Source organism: Streptomyces sp. NPDC057697, assembly GCF_042799335.1.
Classification (GTDB): Bacteria; Actinomycetota; Actinomycetes; order Streptomycetales; family Streptomycetaceae; genus Streptomyces.
Genome location: NZ_JBHVJA010000018.1, coordinates 50894 through 67157, shown reverse-complemented (window position 1 = coordinate 67157; position 16264 = coordinate 50894). Strand labels below are relative to the sequence as shown.

Here is a 16264-nt window from a genome sequence, read left to right as displayed (position 1 = left end):
AGGGAGCGGCCGGGTGAGGCTGACCGAGGAGCAGGACGAGCTGCGGTCGATCGTACGATCGCTGCTGACGAAGCATCAGGGGGATGCGGGCTGGGCCCCGTTGACCGAGCAGGTCGGTGCCGCCGCGCTGAGCGTGCCCGAGGCGTACGGCGGGATGGGCGGCGGCGCCCGGGACGTCCATGTGCTGATGGAGGAGCTGGGCCGGGAGCTGAGCCCGCTGCCGTGTCTGGGCTCGGCGGTGCTCGCGGTGGGGGCGCTGCTGGCCTCCGGCGACCAGGAGGCGTGCGGGCGGCTGCTGCCGGGGCTCGCCGGGGGGACCTCGGTGGGCGCGCTGGCCTGGGCCGAGCGGGGCTCCTGGGACCCGGAGGCGGTCCGCGCGCGGGCGGCCGCGCAGCCGGACGGCCGCTGGCTGCTCACCGGGACCAAGGACCACGTACTGGACTGGCCCGGGGCCGATGTGCTGCTCGTCGCCGCCCGCACGGCCGCCGGGGTGTCGCTCTTCGAGGTGGCGCCGGACGCCGCCGGGGTGCGCCGGGACCCCGTCGTGACCATGGACTCCACCCGGGGCCTGGCCCGCTGGGTGCTGGACGCCGCCGAGGGGCGGCTGCTGGGGCCGGACGGCGACGGCGGGCGGTGCCTGGCCCATGTACGGGACCTGGCGTGCACGGCGCTCGCCGCGGAACAGGTGGGTGCGGCCGGACGCGCCCTGGAGCTCACCGTCGCGTACACCCGGGACCGGGTCCAGTTCGGCCGGCCCATCGGCTCGTTCCAGGCCGTCAAGCACCGGCTGGCGGACGCCTACGTCCTGGTGGAGTCGGCGCGTTCGGCGGCGCTCGGGGCCGCGTTCGCCGCCGACGAGGACCCGGGCGCGCTGCCGCGGGCCGCCGCCGTCGCCAAGTCCGTCTGCTCCGAGGCCTTCTCGGCGGTGGCCGGCGAGATGATCCAGCTGCACGGCGGGATCGGCATCACCTGGGAGCACGACGCGCACCGCTACTTCAAGCGGGCGCACGGGGCGGGCGAACTCTTCGGGGCGCCCGCGCACCACCGGGCACGGCTCGCCGCCGGGCTCGGGCTGACCACACGGTGACTCCCGGGCCCGAGCGCGGCCCGGCCGGCAGACGGAGAGGCCCCAGACCATGCACATCGACAGCCCGTCGGACTTCACGGGTCGCGTGGTGATCGTCACCGGCGGCACCAAGGGCATCGGGGCCGCCATCGCCGGGGCGTTCCTCGGTGCCGGGGCCGAGGTGGTGGTCTGCGGCCGCACCACCCCGGACGCCCCGCCGTCCGCCGGGGGCCGGGAGGCCGTCTTCGTACCGGCCGACGTACGCGATCCGGCGGCGGCCGCCGCGCTGGTGACCACCGCGGTGGAACGATTCGGCCGGCTCGACGTCCTGGTCAACAACGCGGGCGGTTCACCGGACGCGGACGCCGCCACCGTCTCGCCGCGCTTCGTGGAGAGGGTCGTCGCGCTCAATCTGCTCGCGCCGTTCTACGTGGCGCAGGCGGCCCACCGGGTCATGCGGGAGCAGGAGGGCGGTGGCGCGGTCGTCAACATCGGCAGTGTCTCCGCGCACCAGCCGCAGCCCGGCACCGCCGCCTACACCGCCGCCAAGGCCGGGCTGCTGGCCCTCACCAGGGCGCTGGCCCTGGAGTGGGCGCCCGCGGTCCGCGTCAACCACATCACCACCGGGCTGATCCGCACACCGGGCGCGGCGGCGGTCTACGGGGCGGACGGCGGGCGGTCGGTGGCAGGCGTGATCCCGATGCGCCGGATGGCCGTGCCCGAGGACGTCGCCCGTGCCTGCCTCTTCCTCGCGAGCGAGCGGTCCGGCTATGTCAACGGGGCGGATCTGGCGGTGCACGGCGGCGGCGAGTTCCCCGCCCGCTACCTCGCCGCGAGGGCGGCGAGCCCGGCGGAATGACGGCGGGGCGCCCCGGTCCCGGCCGCCTCCGGCCGCGCGCGGGGCACGGCGCCGGGGCACGCGAGCCCGGCCCGATCCGGACGAAAGGCCCGGGGTCTCCGGTACGGTGTCGAACGCTTCGCGCCCGACAGGACGCGGAGCGCTTCGCCGACACCGTGTGACCACGGGACGCCGACCGGCGTATCCGTGCGACATCGCCCGTCCTGACGCCACGCGCTCGTGACACGACTGGGGAGTCTGATGTTCGACAAGGTACTGGTCGCCAACCGTGGGGAGATCGCGATCCGCGCGTTTCGCGCGGCGTTCGAGCTCGGAGTCTCCACGGTCGCCGTGTTCCCGCACGAGGACCGCAACTCCCTCCACCGGGCGAAGGCCGACGAGGCCTACCGGATCGGGGAGCCCGGACACCCCGTGCGCGCCTACCTCTCGGTGGACGAGATCATCGGGGCCGCCCGGAAGGCGGGCGCCGACGCGGTCTACCCCGGCTACGGCTTCCTGTCGGAGAACCCGGACCTCGCCGCCGCGTGCGCCGCGGCCGGCATCACGTTCATCGGACCTCCGGCTCCGGTGCTGAACCTGACCGGGAACAAGTCCCGGGCGGTCGCGGCCGCCCGGGAGGCCGGCGTACCGGTGCTGAAGTCCTCCGCCCCCTCGGAGGACGTGGACGCGCTGGTGGCGGCCTCGGCGGACATCGGTTTCCCGGTCTTCGTCAAGGCCGTCGCGGGCGGCGGGGGGCGCGGCATGCGCCGGGTCGCCGAGGCGGGCGAGCTGCGCGAGGCCATCGACGCGGCGATGCGCGAGGCCCGGTCCGCGTTCGGCGACGCGACGGTCTTCCTGGAACAGGCCGTGATCGACCCGCGCCACATCGAGGTGCAGATCCTCGCCGACGCCGAGGGCAACGTGGTGCATCTGTACGAGCGGGACTGCTCGTTGCAGCGCCGCCACCAGAAGGTCGTGGAGATCGCGCCGGCCCCGCACCTCGATCCGGCCCTGCGCGACCGGATCTGTGCCGACGCCGTCGCCTTCGCCCGCCACATCGGCTATGTGAACGCGGGCACGGTCGAGTTCCTCGTCGACGGGCGCGGCAACCACGTCTTCATCGAGATGAACCCGCGCATCCAGGTCGAGCACACCGTGACCGAACAGGTCACCGGACGCGATCTGGTGATCGCCCAGATGCGCATCGCCGCGGGCATGACCCTGCCCGAACTCCACCTCACCCAGGACGACATCACCCTCAACGGCACCGCGATGCAGTGCCGCATCACCACGGAGGACCCGGCCAACGGATTCCGGCCGGACACCGGGACCATCTCCGCCTACCGCTCCCCCGGCGGGCCCGGCGTCCGGCTGGACGGCGGCACGGTCCACACCGGCGCCGAGGTGTCCGCCCACTTCGACTCGATGCTGGTGAAGCTCACCTGTCACGGGCACGACTTCGCCAACGCGGCCCGCCGGGCGCGCCGGGCCATCGCCGAGTTCCGGATCCGGGGCGTCGCGACCAATCTGCCCTTCCTGGGGGCCGTGCTGGACCAGCCCGACTTCCGGGCGGGGCACGTCACGACGAGTTTCATCGACGCGCACCCGGAGCTGATCCACGCCCGCCCGTCGGCCGACCGGGGCAGCCGGATGCTCGGCTACCTCGCCGAGACCACGGTCAACCGGCCCTACGGCCCACGCCCCGCCGTCATCGACCCGGCGGACAAGCTGCCCGCCCTGCCGCCCGGCACGCCACCGGCCGGTTCACGCCAGCGCCTCGCGGCCCTGGGTCCGGAGGGCTTCGCCGCCGAACTGCGCGCCCGGTCGGCCGTCGCCGTCACCGACACCACGTTCCGCGACGCCCATCAGTCGCTGCTGGCCACCCGGGTGCGCACCCGTGACCTGCTGACCGTCGCACCGTACGTCGCCCGGACCACGCCGGAGCTGCTGAGTCTCGAATGCTGGGGAGGCGCCACCTACGACGTGGCGCTGCGCTTCCTCGCCGAGGACCCGTGGGAGCGGCTGGTGAGGATCCGGGAGGCGGTGCCCAACATCTGCACCCAGATGCTGCTGCGCGGCCGCAACACGGTCGGCTACACGCCCTACCCCACCGAGGTCACCGACGCGTTCGTCGCCGAGGCGGCGCACGCCGGGATGGACATCTTCCGGATCTTCGACGCCCTCAACGACGTGTCCCGGATGCGCCCGGCGATCGATGCCGTGCGGGCCACCGGCACCGCCGTCGCCGAGGTGGCGCTCTGCTACACCGCGGACCTCTCCGACCCCGGCGAGACCCTGTACACACTGGACTACTACCTGCGGCTGGCCGAGGAGATCGTGGCGGCGGGCGCCCATGTGCTCGCCATCAAGGACATGGCGGGACTGCTGCGCCCGCCCGCCGCCCGCACGCTCGTCACCGCGCTGCGCGAGCGGTTCGACCTGCCGGTCCATCTGCACACCCACGACACGGCGGGCGGCCAGCTCGGCACGCTGCTCGCCGCGATCGACGCGGGGGTGGACGCCGTCGACGCCGCGGTCGCCTCCATGGCCGGCACCACCAGCCAGCCCCCGCTGTCGGCGCTGGTGGCCGCCACCGACCACACCGCACGCGCGACGGGCCTGTCCCTCCAGGCGGTCGGTGATCTGGAGCCCTACTGGGAGGCGGCCCGCAAGGTCTACGCCCCCTTCGAGTCCGGGCTCGCCTCGCCGACCGGCCGGATCTACCACCACGAGATCCCCGGCGGGCAGCTGTCCAATCTGCGTCAGCAGGCCATCGCGCTGGGCCTGGGCGACCGCTTCGAACTCATCGAGGACTGCTACGCGGCGGCCGACCGGATGCTCGGGCGGCTGGTGAAGGTGACGCCGTCGTCGAAGGTGGTGGGCGATCTGGCGCTGCATCTGGTGGGCGCGGGGGTCGGGGCCGCGGACTTCGAGGCCGACCCCGGGAAGTTCGACGTACCGGACTCCGTGATCGGCTTCCTCCGCGGTGAGCTGGGCGACCCGCCGGGCGGCTGGCCCGAGCCGTTCCGCACCCGTGCGCTCCGGGGCCGCCCGGCGGGGGCGGGGACTCCGGAGCTGTCGGACGAGGACCGCGAGGGCCTGAAGTCCTCGCCGCGCCCGACGCTGAACCGGTTGCTCTTCCCGGGCCCGGCCAAGGAGTTCGAGGCCCACCGCGCGGCGTACGGCGACACCTCCGTGCTGCCGACCCAGGACTTCCTGTACGGGCTGGAGCCGGAGACCGAGCACACGGTCACGCTCGAACCCGGCGTCACCCTGCTGATCGAGCTGGAGGCCGTCTCCGAACCGGACGAGCGCGGGTTCCGCAGCGTACTGACCACCCTCAACGGGCAGTTGCGTCCGGTGTCGGTGCGGGACAGGTCCGTCGCCACCGAGGTCAAGGCGGCCGAGAAGGCCGACCGGGGCAACGAGGGCCATGTCGCGGCACCGTTCGCCGGGGTCGTCACCCTCCAGGTCGCCCAGGGCGCGTCGGTGTCGGCCGGTCAGACCGTGGCCACCATCGAGGCGATGAAGATGGAGGCGTCGATCACCGCCCAGGCCACCGGGGTCGTGCGGCGCCTCGCGATCGGCGGCGTCCAGCAGGTCGAGGCGGGGGACCTGCTCATCGAGATCGGCTGAGCCGGGTCCGGCCCCCTCGGGCGCCTTCGCGCACCGGGGGCCGGACGTCCGACGGCCCGTTCCGCTGTTACGCCTCGTCGTCGTCGACCCAGCTCATGAGCTTGCGCAGCTCGCGGCCGGTGGTCTCCAGGAGGTGGTCGCCGTCGGCCTTCTTGTACTCGTTGTACTTGGGCAGGCCGTTGTGGTACTCGGCCATCCAGTTCTTGGCGAAGGTGCCGTCCTGGATCTCGGCGAGGACCTTCTTCATCTCGGCCTTGGTGGCGTCGGTGATGATGCGCGGGCCGGTGACGTAGTCGCCCCACTCGGCGGTCTCCGAGATGGACCAGCGCATCTTCTCCAGGCCGCCCTCGTACATCAGGTCCACGATGAGCTTGAGCTCGTGCAGGCACTCGAAGTAGGCGATCTCCGGCTGGTAGCCGGCCTCGGTCAGGGTCTCGAAACCGGCCTTGACCAGTGCGGCGGTGCCGCCGCAGAGAACGGCCTGCTCGCCGAAGAGATCCGTCTCGGTCTCCTCCGTGAAGGTCGTCCTGATGACTCCGGCGCGGGTGCCGCCGATGCCCTTGGCGTACGACAGGGCGAGCGCCAGGCCGTTGCCCGAGGCGTCCTGCTCGACCGCCACGATGCACGGGACGCCGCGGCCCTCCTCGTACTGACGGCGCACCAGGTGACCCGGGCCCTTGGGGGCGACCATGCAGACGTCGACGTCGGCCGGCGGCTTGATGAAGTCGAAGCGGATGTTCAGGCCGTGTCCGAAGAACAGCGCGTCGCCGTCCTTGAGGTTGTCCTTGATGGACTCCTCGTAGACCTGGGCCTGGATCGGGTCCGGGACGAGGATCATGATGACGTCGGCCTCGGCGGCGGCCTCGGGCGGGGTCACCACGCGCAGGCCCTGTTCCTCGGCCCTGGCCTTGGACTTGGAGCCCTCGTGCAGACCGACCCGGACGTCGACACCCGAGTCTCGCAGCGACAGCGCGTGGGCGTGGCCCTGGCTGCCGTAGCCGATGACCGCGACCTTGCGGCCCTGGATGATGGACAGGTCGGCATCGTCGTCGTAGAACAGCTCGGCGGGCATGATGGTTCTCCTTGATTCCTGGAACGTGAGGGTGTGGACGGGAGGTTCGGCGCGCGCCTCAGGCGCTCTGTGCCTCGGCGGTCGCCGGGGCGGTGGTCGGGGTGAGACGGATCGGGCGGGCCTCGCGCGCGGAGCGGTCGGCCAGGGCCCGGGAGCCGCGCCCGATCGCGATCGCGCCGGACTGGACGAGCTCCTTGATGCCGAAGCCCGCGAGCATCCGGAGCATCGCGTCGAGCTTGTCGCCGGAGCCGGTGGCTTCGAGGGTGACGGCGTCGGGCGAGACGTCGACGGTTCTCGCCCGGAACAGCTCGGCGATCTGGACGATCTGGGCCCGGGTGCCGTTACCGGCGCTCACCTTCACCAGGACCAGTTCGCGCTGGACGGCGGATTCCGCCTCCAGCTCGACGATCTTGAGGACGTTGACCAGCTTGTTGAGCTGTTTGGTCACCTGCTCCAGGGCCAGTTCGTGGTCGACCCTGACGACGATGGTGATGCGGGACAGCTCGGGGTGTTCGGTGGTGCCGACCGCGAGCGAGTCGATGTTGAAGCCGCGGCGCGAGAACAGGGCGGCGACACGGGCGAGGATGCCGGGCGTGTCCTCGACCAGGACGGAGAGCGTGTGCTGGGACATGTCAGAGGGTCCTCTCAGTCGTCCGCGGAGTCGCCGAAGTCGGGGCGTACGTCGCGTGCGGCCATGATGTCGTCGTTGGAGGTTCCGGCCGGGACCATCGGCCACACCATCGCGTCCTCGTGGACGATGAAGTCCACCACGACGGGGCGGTCGTTGATCGCGTTGGCCTTGTCGATGATCGCGTCCAGCTCGTCGGGGTTCTCGCAGCGCAGGCCCACACAGCCCATCGCCTCGGAGAGCTGGACGAAGTCGGGTACCCGGGTGCCGCGGTTGGTGTCGGAGCCCACTCCGCGGGTCGAGCCGGTGGTGGCGTTGGTGGCGCCGTCGTGGAGCACCGTGTTGGAGAACCGCGCCCCGTAGAAGAGGTTCTGCCACTGGCGGACCATCCCGAGCGCGCCGTTGTTGATGATCGCGACCTTGATCGGGATGTTGTTGAGCGCGCAGGTGGTGAGCTCCTGGTTGGTCATCTGGAAGCAGCCGTCGCCGTCGATCGCCCAGACCGTGCGTTCGGGGCGGCCCGCCTTGGCGCCCATCGCGGCCGGCACCGCGTATCCCATCGTCCCGGCGCCGCCCGAGTTGAACCAGGTGCCCGGCTCCTCGTGCGGCAGGAACTGGGCCGCCCACATCTGGTGCTGGCCCACCCCGGAGGCGAACAGCGTTCCCTCCGGTGCCAGCCGGCCGATCCGTTCGATGACCTGCTGCGGGGAGAGCAGCCCCGGGTCGGCGGGGAGTTCGTAGCCGCGCCGGTAGGTGGTGCGCCACTGGTTCAGCTCCCGCCACCAGGCCGGATAGCCCGTCCGGGCGGCCTCGCCGGGCGTGCCGTCCTCCCGTTCGGCGCCCACGGCGGCGGCCAGCGCGACCAGGACCTCCCGGGCGTCGCCGACGATGGGTACGTCGGCGTAGCGGTTCTTGGAGATCTCCGCCGGGTCGATGTCGGCGTGGACGACCTTGGCGTGCGGGGCGAAGCCGTCCAGCTTGCCGGTCACCCGGTCGTCGAACCGGGCCCCGAGGGCGACGATCAGGTCGGACTTCTGGAGTGCGGCGACCGCCGCGACGTCCCCGTGCATGCCGGGCATGCCCACGTGCTGGGGGTGGCTGCCGGGGAAGGCTCCCAGGGCCATCAGGGTGGTGACCACGGGCGCCCCGGTGAGTTCGGCCAGGGTGCGCAGTTCGTCCGTGGCCCGTGCCTTGAGCACTCCGCCGCCGACGTAGAGGACCGGGCGGCGCGAGGCGCCGAGGAGTCGGGCGGCCTCGCGGATCTGCTTGGCGTGCGGCTTGGTGACCGGGCGGTAGCCGGGCAGGTCCGTCGTGGTCGGCCAGCGGAAGGTGGTGGCCGCTTGCAGGGCGTCCTTGGAGATGTCGATGAGGACCGGTCCCGGGCGGCCGGTCGAGGCGATGTGGAAGGCCTCGGCGACGGTGCGCGGGATGTCGTCGGCGTTCGTGACGAGGAAGTTGTGCTTGGTGATCGGCATGGTGATGCCGGCGATGTCGGCCTCCTGGAAGGCGTCGGTGCCGATCGCCGTGGAGGGGACCTGGCCGGTGATGGCGACCAGCGGCACGGAGTCCATGTACGCGTCCGCGATCGGGGTCACCAGATTGGTGGCGCCCGGCCCCGAGGTCGCCATGCACACCCCGACCCTGCCGGTCGCCTGGGCGTAGCCGGTGGCCGCGTGTCCGGCGCCCTGTTCGTGGCGGACCAGCACATGACGGACCCGCTCCGAGTCCATCAACGGGTCGTACGCCGGGAGGATGCAGCCGCCGGGGATGCCGAACACGGTGTCCGCGCCGGCCTCCTCCAGCGAGCGGACGAGGGACTGGGCGCCCGTCACGGGCTCGGCGCCGGAGTCCGGCTGCTGCCCGGCGGTACGGGGCCGCGCTTGCGGGAGGAGGGCCGCGGGGGCCTGCTTCACAGCGTTTGACATCGTCAGTTCCAAAAGTCCGTAGGGGTGTGGGCGGGGACGTATCGGTGACCGGTGGGGGCGGCCGGGTGGAGCGTGCCCGCCGCCGGGTGGTCACCGCGTCGGTGCACCCGGCGGACTTCGGTGGCGGTCAGGGCGGGGTTCTTGCCGTCTGCAGGGCGTCGCAGGTGTGCCGTACGACGTCGAGTCCGGCGAGCTTCCTGACCAGGAGGCCGTCCGCGGTGAGTTCGCCGCGGACCGCGACCGCCGCCGCGTAGCCGCGGTCCACCGGGACGTCGAGCAGGGTCCAGCCGGACGGCGGGTACGGGCCCCGGGGGCCGCCCGAGCCGACGTAGTCGAGGGCGGGGTCGCGGCCGAGCCCCGTGCCGAGGCCCTTGAGGTAGGCCTCCTTGCGGGTCCACAGCCGGGCCAGGGCCCGGGGCCGGGCCGGCGGGCTCAGCGCCGCCAGCTCGGCCTGCTCGTCCACGTGCAGCATCGCGGCGAGGTCGGCGGTGCCGTCCTCGTCCGGCACCAGTTCCACATCGACCCCGATGGGGGCCGCCGCGGTTCCGACGACGGCGAGGTCGCCCCGGTGGGACAGCGAGAAGAACAGCCGCTCGTCGGCGTCGAGCACGGTGGGCCGTCCGTGCGGTCCGCCGCAGCAGGGACAGGTGTCCCGGCCGAAGTGGACCTCTTCGGGGCGCAGGCTCAGATACGAGCCCAGCAGCCGGCGAAGGGCGACATGCGCGGCCGTGAACCGGGTCCGGTCGGCGGCGTGCATGAGGGTGGCGGCACGCTGACGCTCGGTCGCGTCGAGTACCTGTTCGTCCAGGATGCCGGTGGGGACATCCGAGACCCGCAGGAGCCAGAGATCGAGTGAGCCAGGGGGTGGCAGCTCACGGACGACCCACGGCAGGGTTTGTTCCACGGGGTCTCTCCTGTTCGTACGAGAGTGACAGGCGAGTCGGGTCTCACGGCGTCACCGGAGCGACCGGCAGGTCGCGCCTTCGGCGCAGCGGCCCGATCAGCAGGAGCAGCGGGGTCAGGGCGAGTCCCGCGGTCAGCAGCCACAGGGTGGGCCGCAGGCCGAGGGCGGTCCCGAGGATCCCGCCGAGCAGGGAACCGAAGGGGATGGCGCCGAAGTTCGCGACCGAGACGCTGGCCGAGACGCGGCCGAGCAGCTGGGGCGGACAGTAGCGCTGGCGGAAGGCCCCCTGGATCACATTGGCGAGCACCACACCGAGCGAGAGGACCGCGCTGCCGGCCACCAGGGCGGACAGCGTCCAGTCCGTCCCGGTCATCGGGATGAGCAGGGCGAACGGTGCGCTGGCGATTGTGGCGACCAGCAGTCCGCGGGCCGAGCCGAACCGGGCGATCAGGCGTTTCGCGGTGGTGGCCCCGAGGATCCCGCCGATGCTGCTGGAGGCGAGCAGCCAGCCGGTGGCGCCTTCGGGTACCCGGAGCTCACGGATGATGAAGACCGGCAGGATCGCCGCCTCGGCCGTCAGCAGCAGGTTGGTGGCGGTGCCGTAGAGGGTGAGGACGCGCAGGTACGGGTCCCTGAAGGTGTAGCGCACGCCTTCCTTGATGTCCTGTCGCAGGGCCCGCTGTTCCGCGGGTTTCTCCGGGTGCGGTTCGGTGCGCCGGATGCCGAGCAGGCAGAGCGCGGAGACGAGGAAGGTCGCCGAGTTGACGAGGAGTCCGGAGGCGGCGCCGAACGCCTGGGCGAGCAGGCCGCCGCCGCCGAGGCCCGCGACCTGGGCCACCGATTCGCTGCCCTGGAGCTTGGCGTTGGCCTCCTGGAGGTCCTCCGACTCGACGATGGAGGGCAGGTAGACCTTGTACGAGATCCCGAAGAAGACCGCGGCGAATCCGTTGATCAGTGCCACGACCAGCAGTTGGGTCATCGTCAGCACACCGAGCCAGCCGGCCACCGGGACGCTGGCCAGGAGCACCAGCGGGACCAGGTTGCAGATCAGCATGATCGGCCGGCGCCGCATCCGGTCCACCCAGGCACCGGCGGGCAGGCCGATGAGCAGCCAGGGCAGCCAGGGGGCGGCGGCCAGCACGCTCACCCAGAAGGTGCTCGCGTCGAGCGTCACCACGGCGACCAGGGGCATGGCGACCCCGGTGATGTTGATGCCGACGCGGTTGGTCGTCTCGCCGAGCCACAGCAGCCGGAAGTCGTGGTGGCCGAGCAGTCCGCGGCGCGGCGGCGGCTCGTCCGCCTCGCGGGGAGGGCGTTCGGTCAGGCGTGCCGACATGTCGTCACCGCCCCGGTCACGGCCTGGGTCAGCAGTGCGGCTCCGTCGGACCAGCGGGTGCGCCGCGCGGTCGACTCGGCCAGGAGGGCGTCCCGTCGGGCCTCCAGGGCGCGGATTCCGTCGGCCGTGGAACCGGGCCCGCCGCCGTGGGCGCATGCCGCGGCCACCCGGTCGGGGGCCAGCGCGCCGTCGTCGACGGCGGCGAACCGGGCCGCGTCCACCAGCGAGCGGCCGGATTCCAGGGCGTCGAGCACGGTCGCGCCGACCTGGTGGTGGGCGGCCCGGAACGGTGTCCCGTCCAGGACGAGCCGCTCCGCGAGGTAGGTGGCCGCGGTGAAGCCGTCCTCGGCACGGGCCGTCATGCGTTCCCGCTCCGGTTCCGTGCCCGCCACCACCAGGCTCAGCAGCGTCACCGCGTCGGTGGTGCTGCTCAGTCCGGGCCAGAGGTGCCGTACGGACTCGGTGCCGACCGCGATGGCGTTGGTGTAGCCGCCGGTGGTCATCGCGGACGCCGCGCCGACGAAGGCGCCGAGACTCGCGGTGGACCTGCCCTGGATGTGTTCGAGCAGGAAGGGGTTGCGCTTCTGCGGCATCATCGAGCTGGAGCCGACGAGGGTGTCGCCGACCCGCAGCAGCCCGAACTCCTCGGAGGTCCAGGTGCTCAGGTCGCGTCCCGCGCGGGCGAGCGCGACGCCGAGGACGGCGGAGGCGGAGAGCAGGTCGAGCACGAAGTCCCGGGAGGCCACCGCGTCGACCGAGTTGGGCGTGGCGGAGCTGAAGCCGAGCAGTTCGGCGGTGCGCCGGGGATCGATGGGGACGGAGGTCCCGCCGATCGCGCCGGCGCCCAGCGGGTTGACGTCGAGCTGGCGTCCGGCGTCGAGCAGCGACTCGTACGCGCGCAGCACCGCCGCGGCGACTCCGGCGAGGTAGTGGCCGTAGCTGATCGGTACGGCCGGCTGGCCGTGGGTGTAGGCGGGCATGATCACGTCGCGGTACTCCTCGGCCTTCGCCAGGAGCACCCCCGCCAGCCGGTCGACCGCGTCGAGCAGGGCGCGGTAGGGGCCGCGGGTCTTGAGCCGGGTGGTGGTGGCGTTGAGGTCGTTGCGGGAGCGGCCGGTGTGCAGGATGCCGCCGGTCTCGTCGCCCAGCCGGTCGATGAGGTGTCCCTCGTACGCCAGGTAGACGCCGCGCGGCATCGGGGTGGCCCGGACCGGTGCGAAGTCCTGCCCGCGCAGCTCCTCGATGGTGCGCAGCAGGGCCGCGGCCCGGTCCGCGTCCACGATGCCGCGCTCGGTGAGCATGATCAGGTGGGCCCGGTCGACCTCGCTGATGCAGCGCAGTTCCTCGCCGAGTCCGTCCGCGGTGTCCGGCAGGTACTGGTCGTAGACGATGCGGTGCGCCTCGGCGTCGAGCGCGGCCTTGAGCCGGCCGGTGTCGACGCCCCGCGCTGTCGCCGCGGTCATGCGAATGCCTCCTCTGTGTGCAGGTGGGCGTAGGTCACGGCCCCGCCGAGCAGGGCCACGGCCCGGTCGGCGGCCTCGGCCGCCCGGACCGAGCGGTCGGCGACGGCGATGGCGTGGCCGACGCGTCCCCGGAAGTCCTCGGCGGGGCCGACGGGTTCGCCCGGGGCGCGGTAGAGCACGGCCTCGACGGTGCCCGGGACGGTACGGGCGCGGGCCACGGCCTCCGTGAGGGCGGCGGACCGGGCGAGGATGCCGTCCTGTGCGGCGGTGAGGAATCTGATCGAGGCGCGGGCGTATCCGGAGCGCTCCAGCTCGGGAGCGCTGCCGAGGGCGGCCAGCACCTGGGCGCGCACCAGGTCGATCCCGCAGGCCCTGCGGACGAGTTCGGGGATCATGCCGCCGGCCAGCCGGGGGTTGACCTCGATGACCTCGGCGGTCCGGGGTCCGGTGAGGCGCAGTTCGACATGGGCGGCTCCCCAGCCGAGGCCGAGCGCCCGTACGGCGCTGACCGCGGTCTCGCGCAGCGCGATCTCCTGTTCGCCGGGCAGTGCGGCGGGCACGTCGTGACCGATCTCGACGAAGGAGGGCAGCGCGCCGACGTGCTTGGCGACGGTGACGACGGCGTCGGTGCCGAACACCTCGACGGAGAACTCCGGCCCCGTCAGGTACTCCTCGACCAGGATCCGGCCCGGTGCGGCGATGCCGCGTTCGTTGACGGTGGCCGCCAGCAGCGTCCCGGCGTGTTCGGCGACCTCGTCGAGGTCCGCGCAGAGGCGTACGCCCAGGCTTCCCGATCCCTGTACCGGTTTGACCACGACGGGCAGTCCGATGGAGCGGGCCGCGGCGAGCGCGTCGGCGGTCTCCGAGACCACGGCGAACTCCGGTGAGCCGACGCCCGCGCCGGTGAGCACCCGGCGCTGCTCGGCCTTGTCGCGGCAGGCCCGCACGGCCTCGGCCGAGGGGCCGGGGAGCCCGAGCCGGTAGGCGAGCGCGGCGGTGGCCGGCACGTAGTACTCGGAGCTGGTGAGGACGCCGGCGATGGTGGTGCCGCTCTCCAGGGTGCGGACGGCCGCCCACAGCGCGGCCTCGTCGGAGGTGTCCACGACGACCGTCCGCAGCCCGTCCTCGGCGGCGTACGGGTAGCGGTCCGGGTCCGCGCACAGCAGTACGGGCACCACGCCCAGCTCGGCGGCGCGCCGGGCGAACAGCCGTCCCGTGCCGGTGGTGTTGCTCTCCACCAGGAGCAGCAGGCCCTCGCTCATGACCCGACCACCGGCAGCACGACGTCGTCGAAGCCGCGGCGGGCCCACAGCAGCCTCGACCAGACGGCGGTGGCGTCCAGCGGGTGCTCGACGGTGACCGGGCCGTCGACGGCGGGGGCGGGGACGATCCCCTGCTCGTCGAGCCAGCTGTCGTTGTAGACCGTGGACTGGTAGCGGTAGCCCTCGTCGGGGAGGACCATCACGACGGTGCTGTCCGGGTTCTGTTCCGCCCACCACGACGCCACCTGGAAGGACGCGCCGCTGGTCGGGCCCATGAACAGGCCGTGTTCGCGGTAGAGCTGGTGGGTCGCGTGGAAGGCCTCGGGGGCCGTCACCCAGTGGACCTCGTCGTACGCCGCGTGCTTGACGTTGCCCGGGTGGATGCTGCTGCCGAGCCCGCGCAGCATGCGCGGTCCGTCGGGGCTGCCGAAGATGATGCTGCCCTGGGTGTCCACGCCGACCAGGTGGAGTGCCGTGCCGGTCTGCCGCAGCGCGGTGGCGAGGCCGCCGGTGGAGCCGCCCGAGCCCACCGGTCCGACCAGGCAGTCCACGGCGCCCACGGTGCTGCCGATCAGGTCGGCGACGGTGCCGTAGGCGCCCGGGTTGTCGGGGTTGTCGTACTGGCCGGGGACGAAGGCGTCCGGGTCCCGGCGGCGCAGCTCGGCGACGCGGGCGAGCCGGGCGCCCTGGATGCCGCCGGCCTGGCCGGTGTGCTCGACGATCTCCACCGTCGTGCCGAGCATTTCGAGCCGGGTGCGCAGGTCCCGGTCGATCGCGGAGTCGCCGACGATGGTCAGCGGGTAGCCGCGCAGGCGGCAGACCATGGCCAGGCCCAGGGCGAAGGTGCCCGAGGAGGTCTCGATGATCCGGGTGCCCGGGGAGATCAGGCCGGCCGCCTCGGCCCGGTCGAGTATGTAGCGGGCGGGCAGCAGCTTCATCAGGCTGAAGGCCGCGGCGTAGAGGTTGTCGGTCACCTTGATGATGCGTGGCAGCTCCGTGGCCTCCACGACCGAGGAGTGAGCCTTGGGCAGAGTCGTCGTCGTCATGTCAGTCACCCGTTGTGTAGTTCCACTGCTCGTGAATTCCGAGCTCTTGCAGGAGGTCCTGTGCCAGGTCGGTCCGCGCCTCGACCTCGGGGTCGTCCCGGTCGAAGAGAAGTCCGGCGATGTCCCCGCTGTGCGCCGCCTGTACGCCGACGGCTCCGGCGGTCCGTGCGATGTCACGGATGCGGTCGAGGTCCGGGATCGGCAGATGCCGCTGGTTGATCTCCGTACTGGCCGTGGCCACCGAGCCCAGCAGGGCCACGTCCTTCATCTGGATGGCCTCCCGCAGCATCGCCTGGAGCCGGGTGAAGAGGTCGATGTCGTCCTGCCCGTAGCGGGCCGGTGAGAGGGCCAGGGTGTCCACGCCCCGCCCGCCGCCCTCGGGCCGTGAGCCGAAGCCGAGCACCCGCAGGGCGGGCATCCGGTAGCCGAAGTCCTCGATCACGGTGCCCTCGCGCTGGGCGAAGAGGACGGTCGACTCCTCGAACATCAGGGAGTCGGACGCGGTCTCCGCACGCACCGCGATCCGGGCGACCTCCTGCGGCGGCAGCGGGCTGACGAACGCGTCCTTCACCGCCCAGATGGCCGCGAGCACATCGCTGGTGGACGAGCCGAAACCCCGGCAGAGCGGGACGTCGCCGGTGAGGTCGAGATGGCCGCCGGCCGGCTCGGCGCCCGGCGGCGTCACGGCGCGGACCGCGAGTTCGGCCGCGCGCCGCGCCTTGCCCTTCCAGTCCGGCGTGACGGTGACCTCGGCACCGGGGGCGGGGATGAACGTCGCACGGGTCGCGTGAATGGTGCAGGGAAGAGTGACGAGACCTCGGGTGAGCCCGCCGTCACCGGGGAACACGCCTTGCAGGATCTCGCCGTGGTGGACGGGGGCTGAAGCTACCCCGACACGCCAGCCGGAATGATCAACCATTTCCTTGACTTTCTGTTGCCGGGAGCCGTGGCCTGCGGATGGCTTCACGCTATGCAGGCCGGAACCCGCCGCCCGGCGGCATGAGCGGCAGCACGCGGGCAATTCGGCGTACGAGGAGGGCGGCGCACGCGAAGGTGCCCGGGTCCGCCGTCATCGGCGGACCCGGGCA

The 16264-nt window shown here is 72.7% G+C and carries 12 protein-coding genes; 3 read left to right on the top strand and 9 right to left on the bottom strand.

Going from position 1 to position 16264, the window contains the following annotated elements; all coding sequences use genetic code 11:
* Positions 1 to 13: 13 nt before the first annotated feature.
* From ACFVFH_RS32665 to ACFVFH_RS32655, 3 genes are all read left to right on the top strand, one after another.
* Positions 14 to 1087 carry an acyl-CoA dehydrogenase family protein gene (locus ACFVFH_RS32665; protein WP_383775575.1) on the top strand — a complete coding sequence of 358 codons (1074 nt, stop codon included), beginning with the start codon at positions 14 to 16 and terminating at the stop codon, positions 1085 to 1087.
* Between the two features lie 49 nt (positions 1088 to 1136).
* Positions 1137 to 1925 carry an SDR family oxidoreductase gene (locus ACFVFH_RS32660; RefSeq protein ID WP_383775572.1) on the top strand — a complete coding sequence of 263 codons (789 nt, stop codon included), beginning with the start codon at positions 1137 to 1139 and terminating at the stop codon, positions 1923 to 1925.
* A 240-nt stretch (positions 1926 to 2165) separates the two neighbouring features.
* Positions 2166 to 5540, top strand: a complete 3375-nt coding sequence (locus tag ACFVFH_RS32655) for a pyruvate carboxylase (RefSeq protein WP_383775569.1) — start codon at positions 2166 to 2168, stop codon at positions 5538 to 5540.
* A gap of 67 nt (positions 5541 to 5607) precedes the next feature.
* On the opposite strand, the gene ilvC is transcribed toward ACFVFH_RS32655, so the two are convergent.
* From ilvC to ACFVFH_RS32610, 9 genes are all read right to left on the bottom strand, one after another.
* Positions 5608 to 6612: a ketol-acid reductoisomerase gene (gene ilvC / locus ACFVFH_RS32650; protein ID WP_383775566.1), complete on the bottom strand. Its 1005-nt coding sequence runs from the start codon at positions 6610 to 6612 to the stop codon at positions 5608 to 5610.
* Positions 6613 to 6670: 58 nt separating this feature from the next.
* Complete coding sequence (ilvN, locus tag ACFVFH_RS32645) at positions 6671 to 7243, bottom strand: acetolactate synthase small subunit (protein WP_383775563.1); 573 nt, start codon at positions 7241 to 7243, stop codon at positions 6671 to 6673.
* A gap of 14 nt (positions 7244 to 7257) precedes the next feature.
* Positions 7258 to 9165, bottom strand: a complete 1908-nt coding sequence (locus ACFVFH_RS32640) for an acetolactate synthase large subunit (protein ID WP_383775560.1) — start codon at positions 9163 to 9165, stop codon at positions 7258 to 7260.
* Between the two features lie 127 nt (positions 9166 to 9292).
* Positions 9293 to 10069, bottom strand: a complete 777-nt coding sequence (locus tag ACFVFH_RS32635) for a 4'-phosphopantetheinyl transferase family protein (RefSeq protein WP_383775557.1) — start codon at positions 10067 to 10069, stop codon at positions 9293 to 9295.
* Positions 10070 to 10112: 43 nt separating this feature from the next.
* The gene (locus ACFVFH_RS32630) at positions 10113 to 11405 is read right to left on the bottom strand and encodes an MFS transporter (protein WP_383775554.1); all 1293 of its coding nucleotides are present in this window, start codon (positions 11403 to 11405) and stop codon (positions 10113 to 10115) included.
* Positions 11390 to 12868: an argininosuccinate lyase gene (argH, locus tag ACFVFH_RS32625; protein ID WP_383775551.1), complete on the bottom strand. Its 1479-nt coding sequence runs from the start codon at positions 12866 to 12868 to the stop codon at positions 11390 to 11392. Before argH ends, ACFVFH_RS32630 begins: the two co-directional genes overlap by 16 nt.
* A complete protein-coding gene (locus ACFVFH_RS32620) occupies positions 12865 to 14130 on the bottom strand; it encodes an ATP-grasp domain-containing protein (RefSeq protein WP_383775548.1) in 1266 nt (421 codons plus the stop codon). Before ACFVFH_RS32620 ends, argH begins: the two co-directional genes overlap by 4 nt.
* Positions 14127 to 15176 (bottom strand): PLP-dependent cysteine synthase family protein, encoded by a 1050-nt coding sequence (locus ACFVFH_RS32615; protein ID WP_383775545.1) that lies wholly within the window; start codon positions 15174 to 15176, stop codon positions 14127 to 14129. Before ACFVFH_RS32615 ends, ACFVFH_RS32620 begins: the two co-directional genes overlap by 4 nt.
* Before the next feature lies 1 nt (position 15177).
* Entirely contained in the window at positions 15178 to 16095 is a 918-nt protein-coding gene (locus ACFVFH_RS32610) for a kinase (protein WP_383775542.1), read from the bottom strand.
* Between the last annotated feature and the right edge of the window lie 169 nt (positions 16096 to 16264).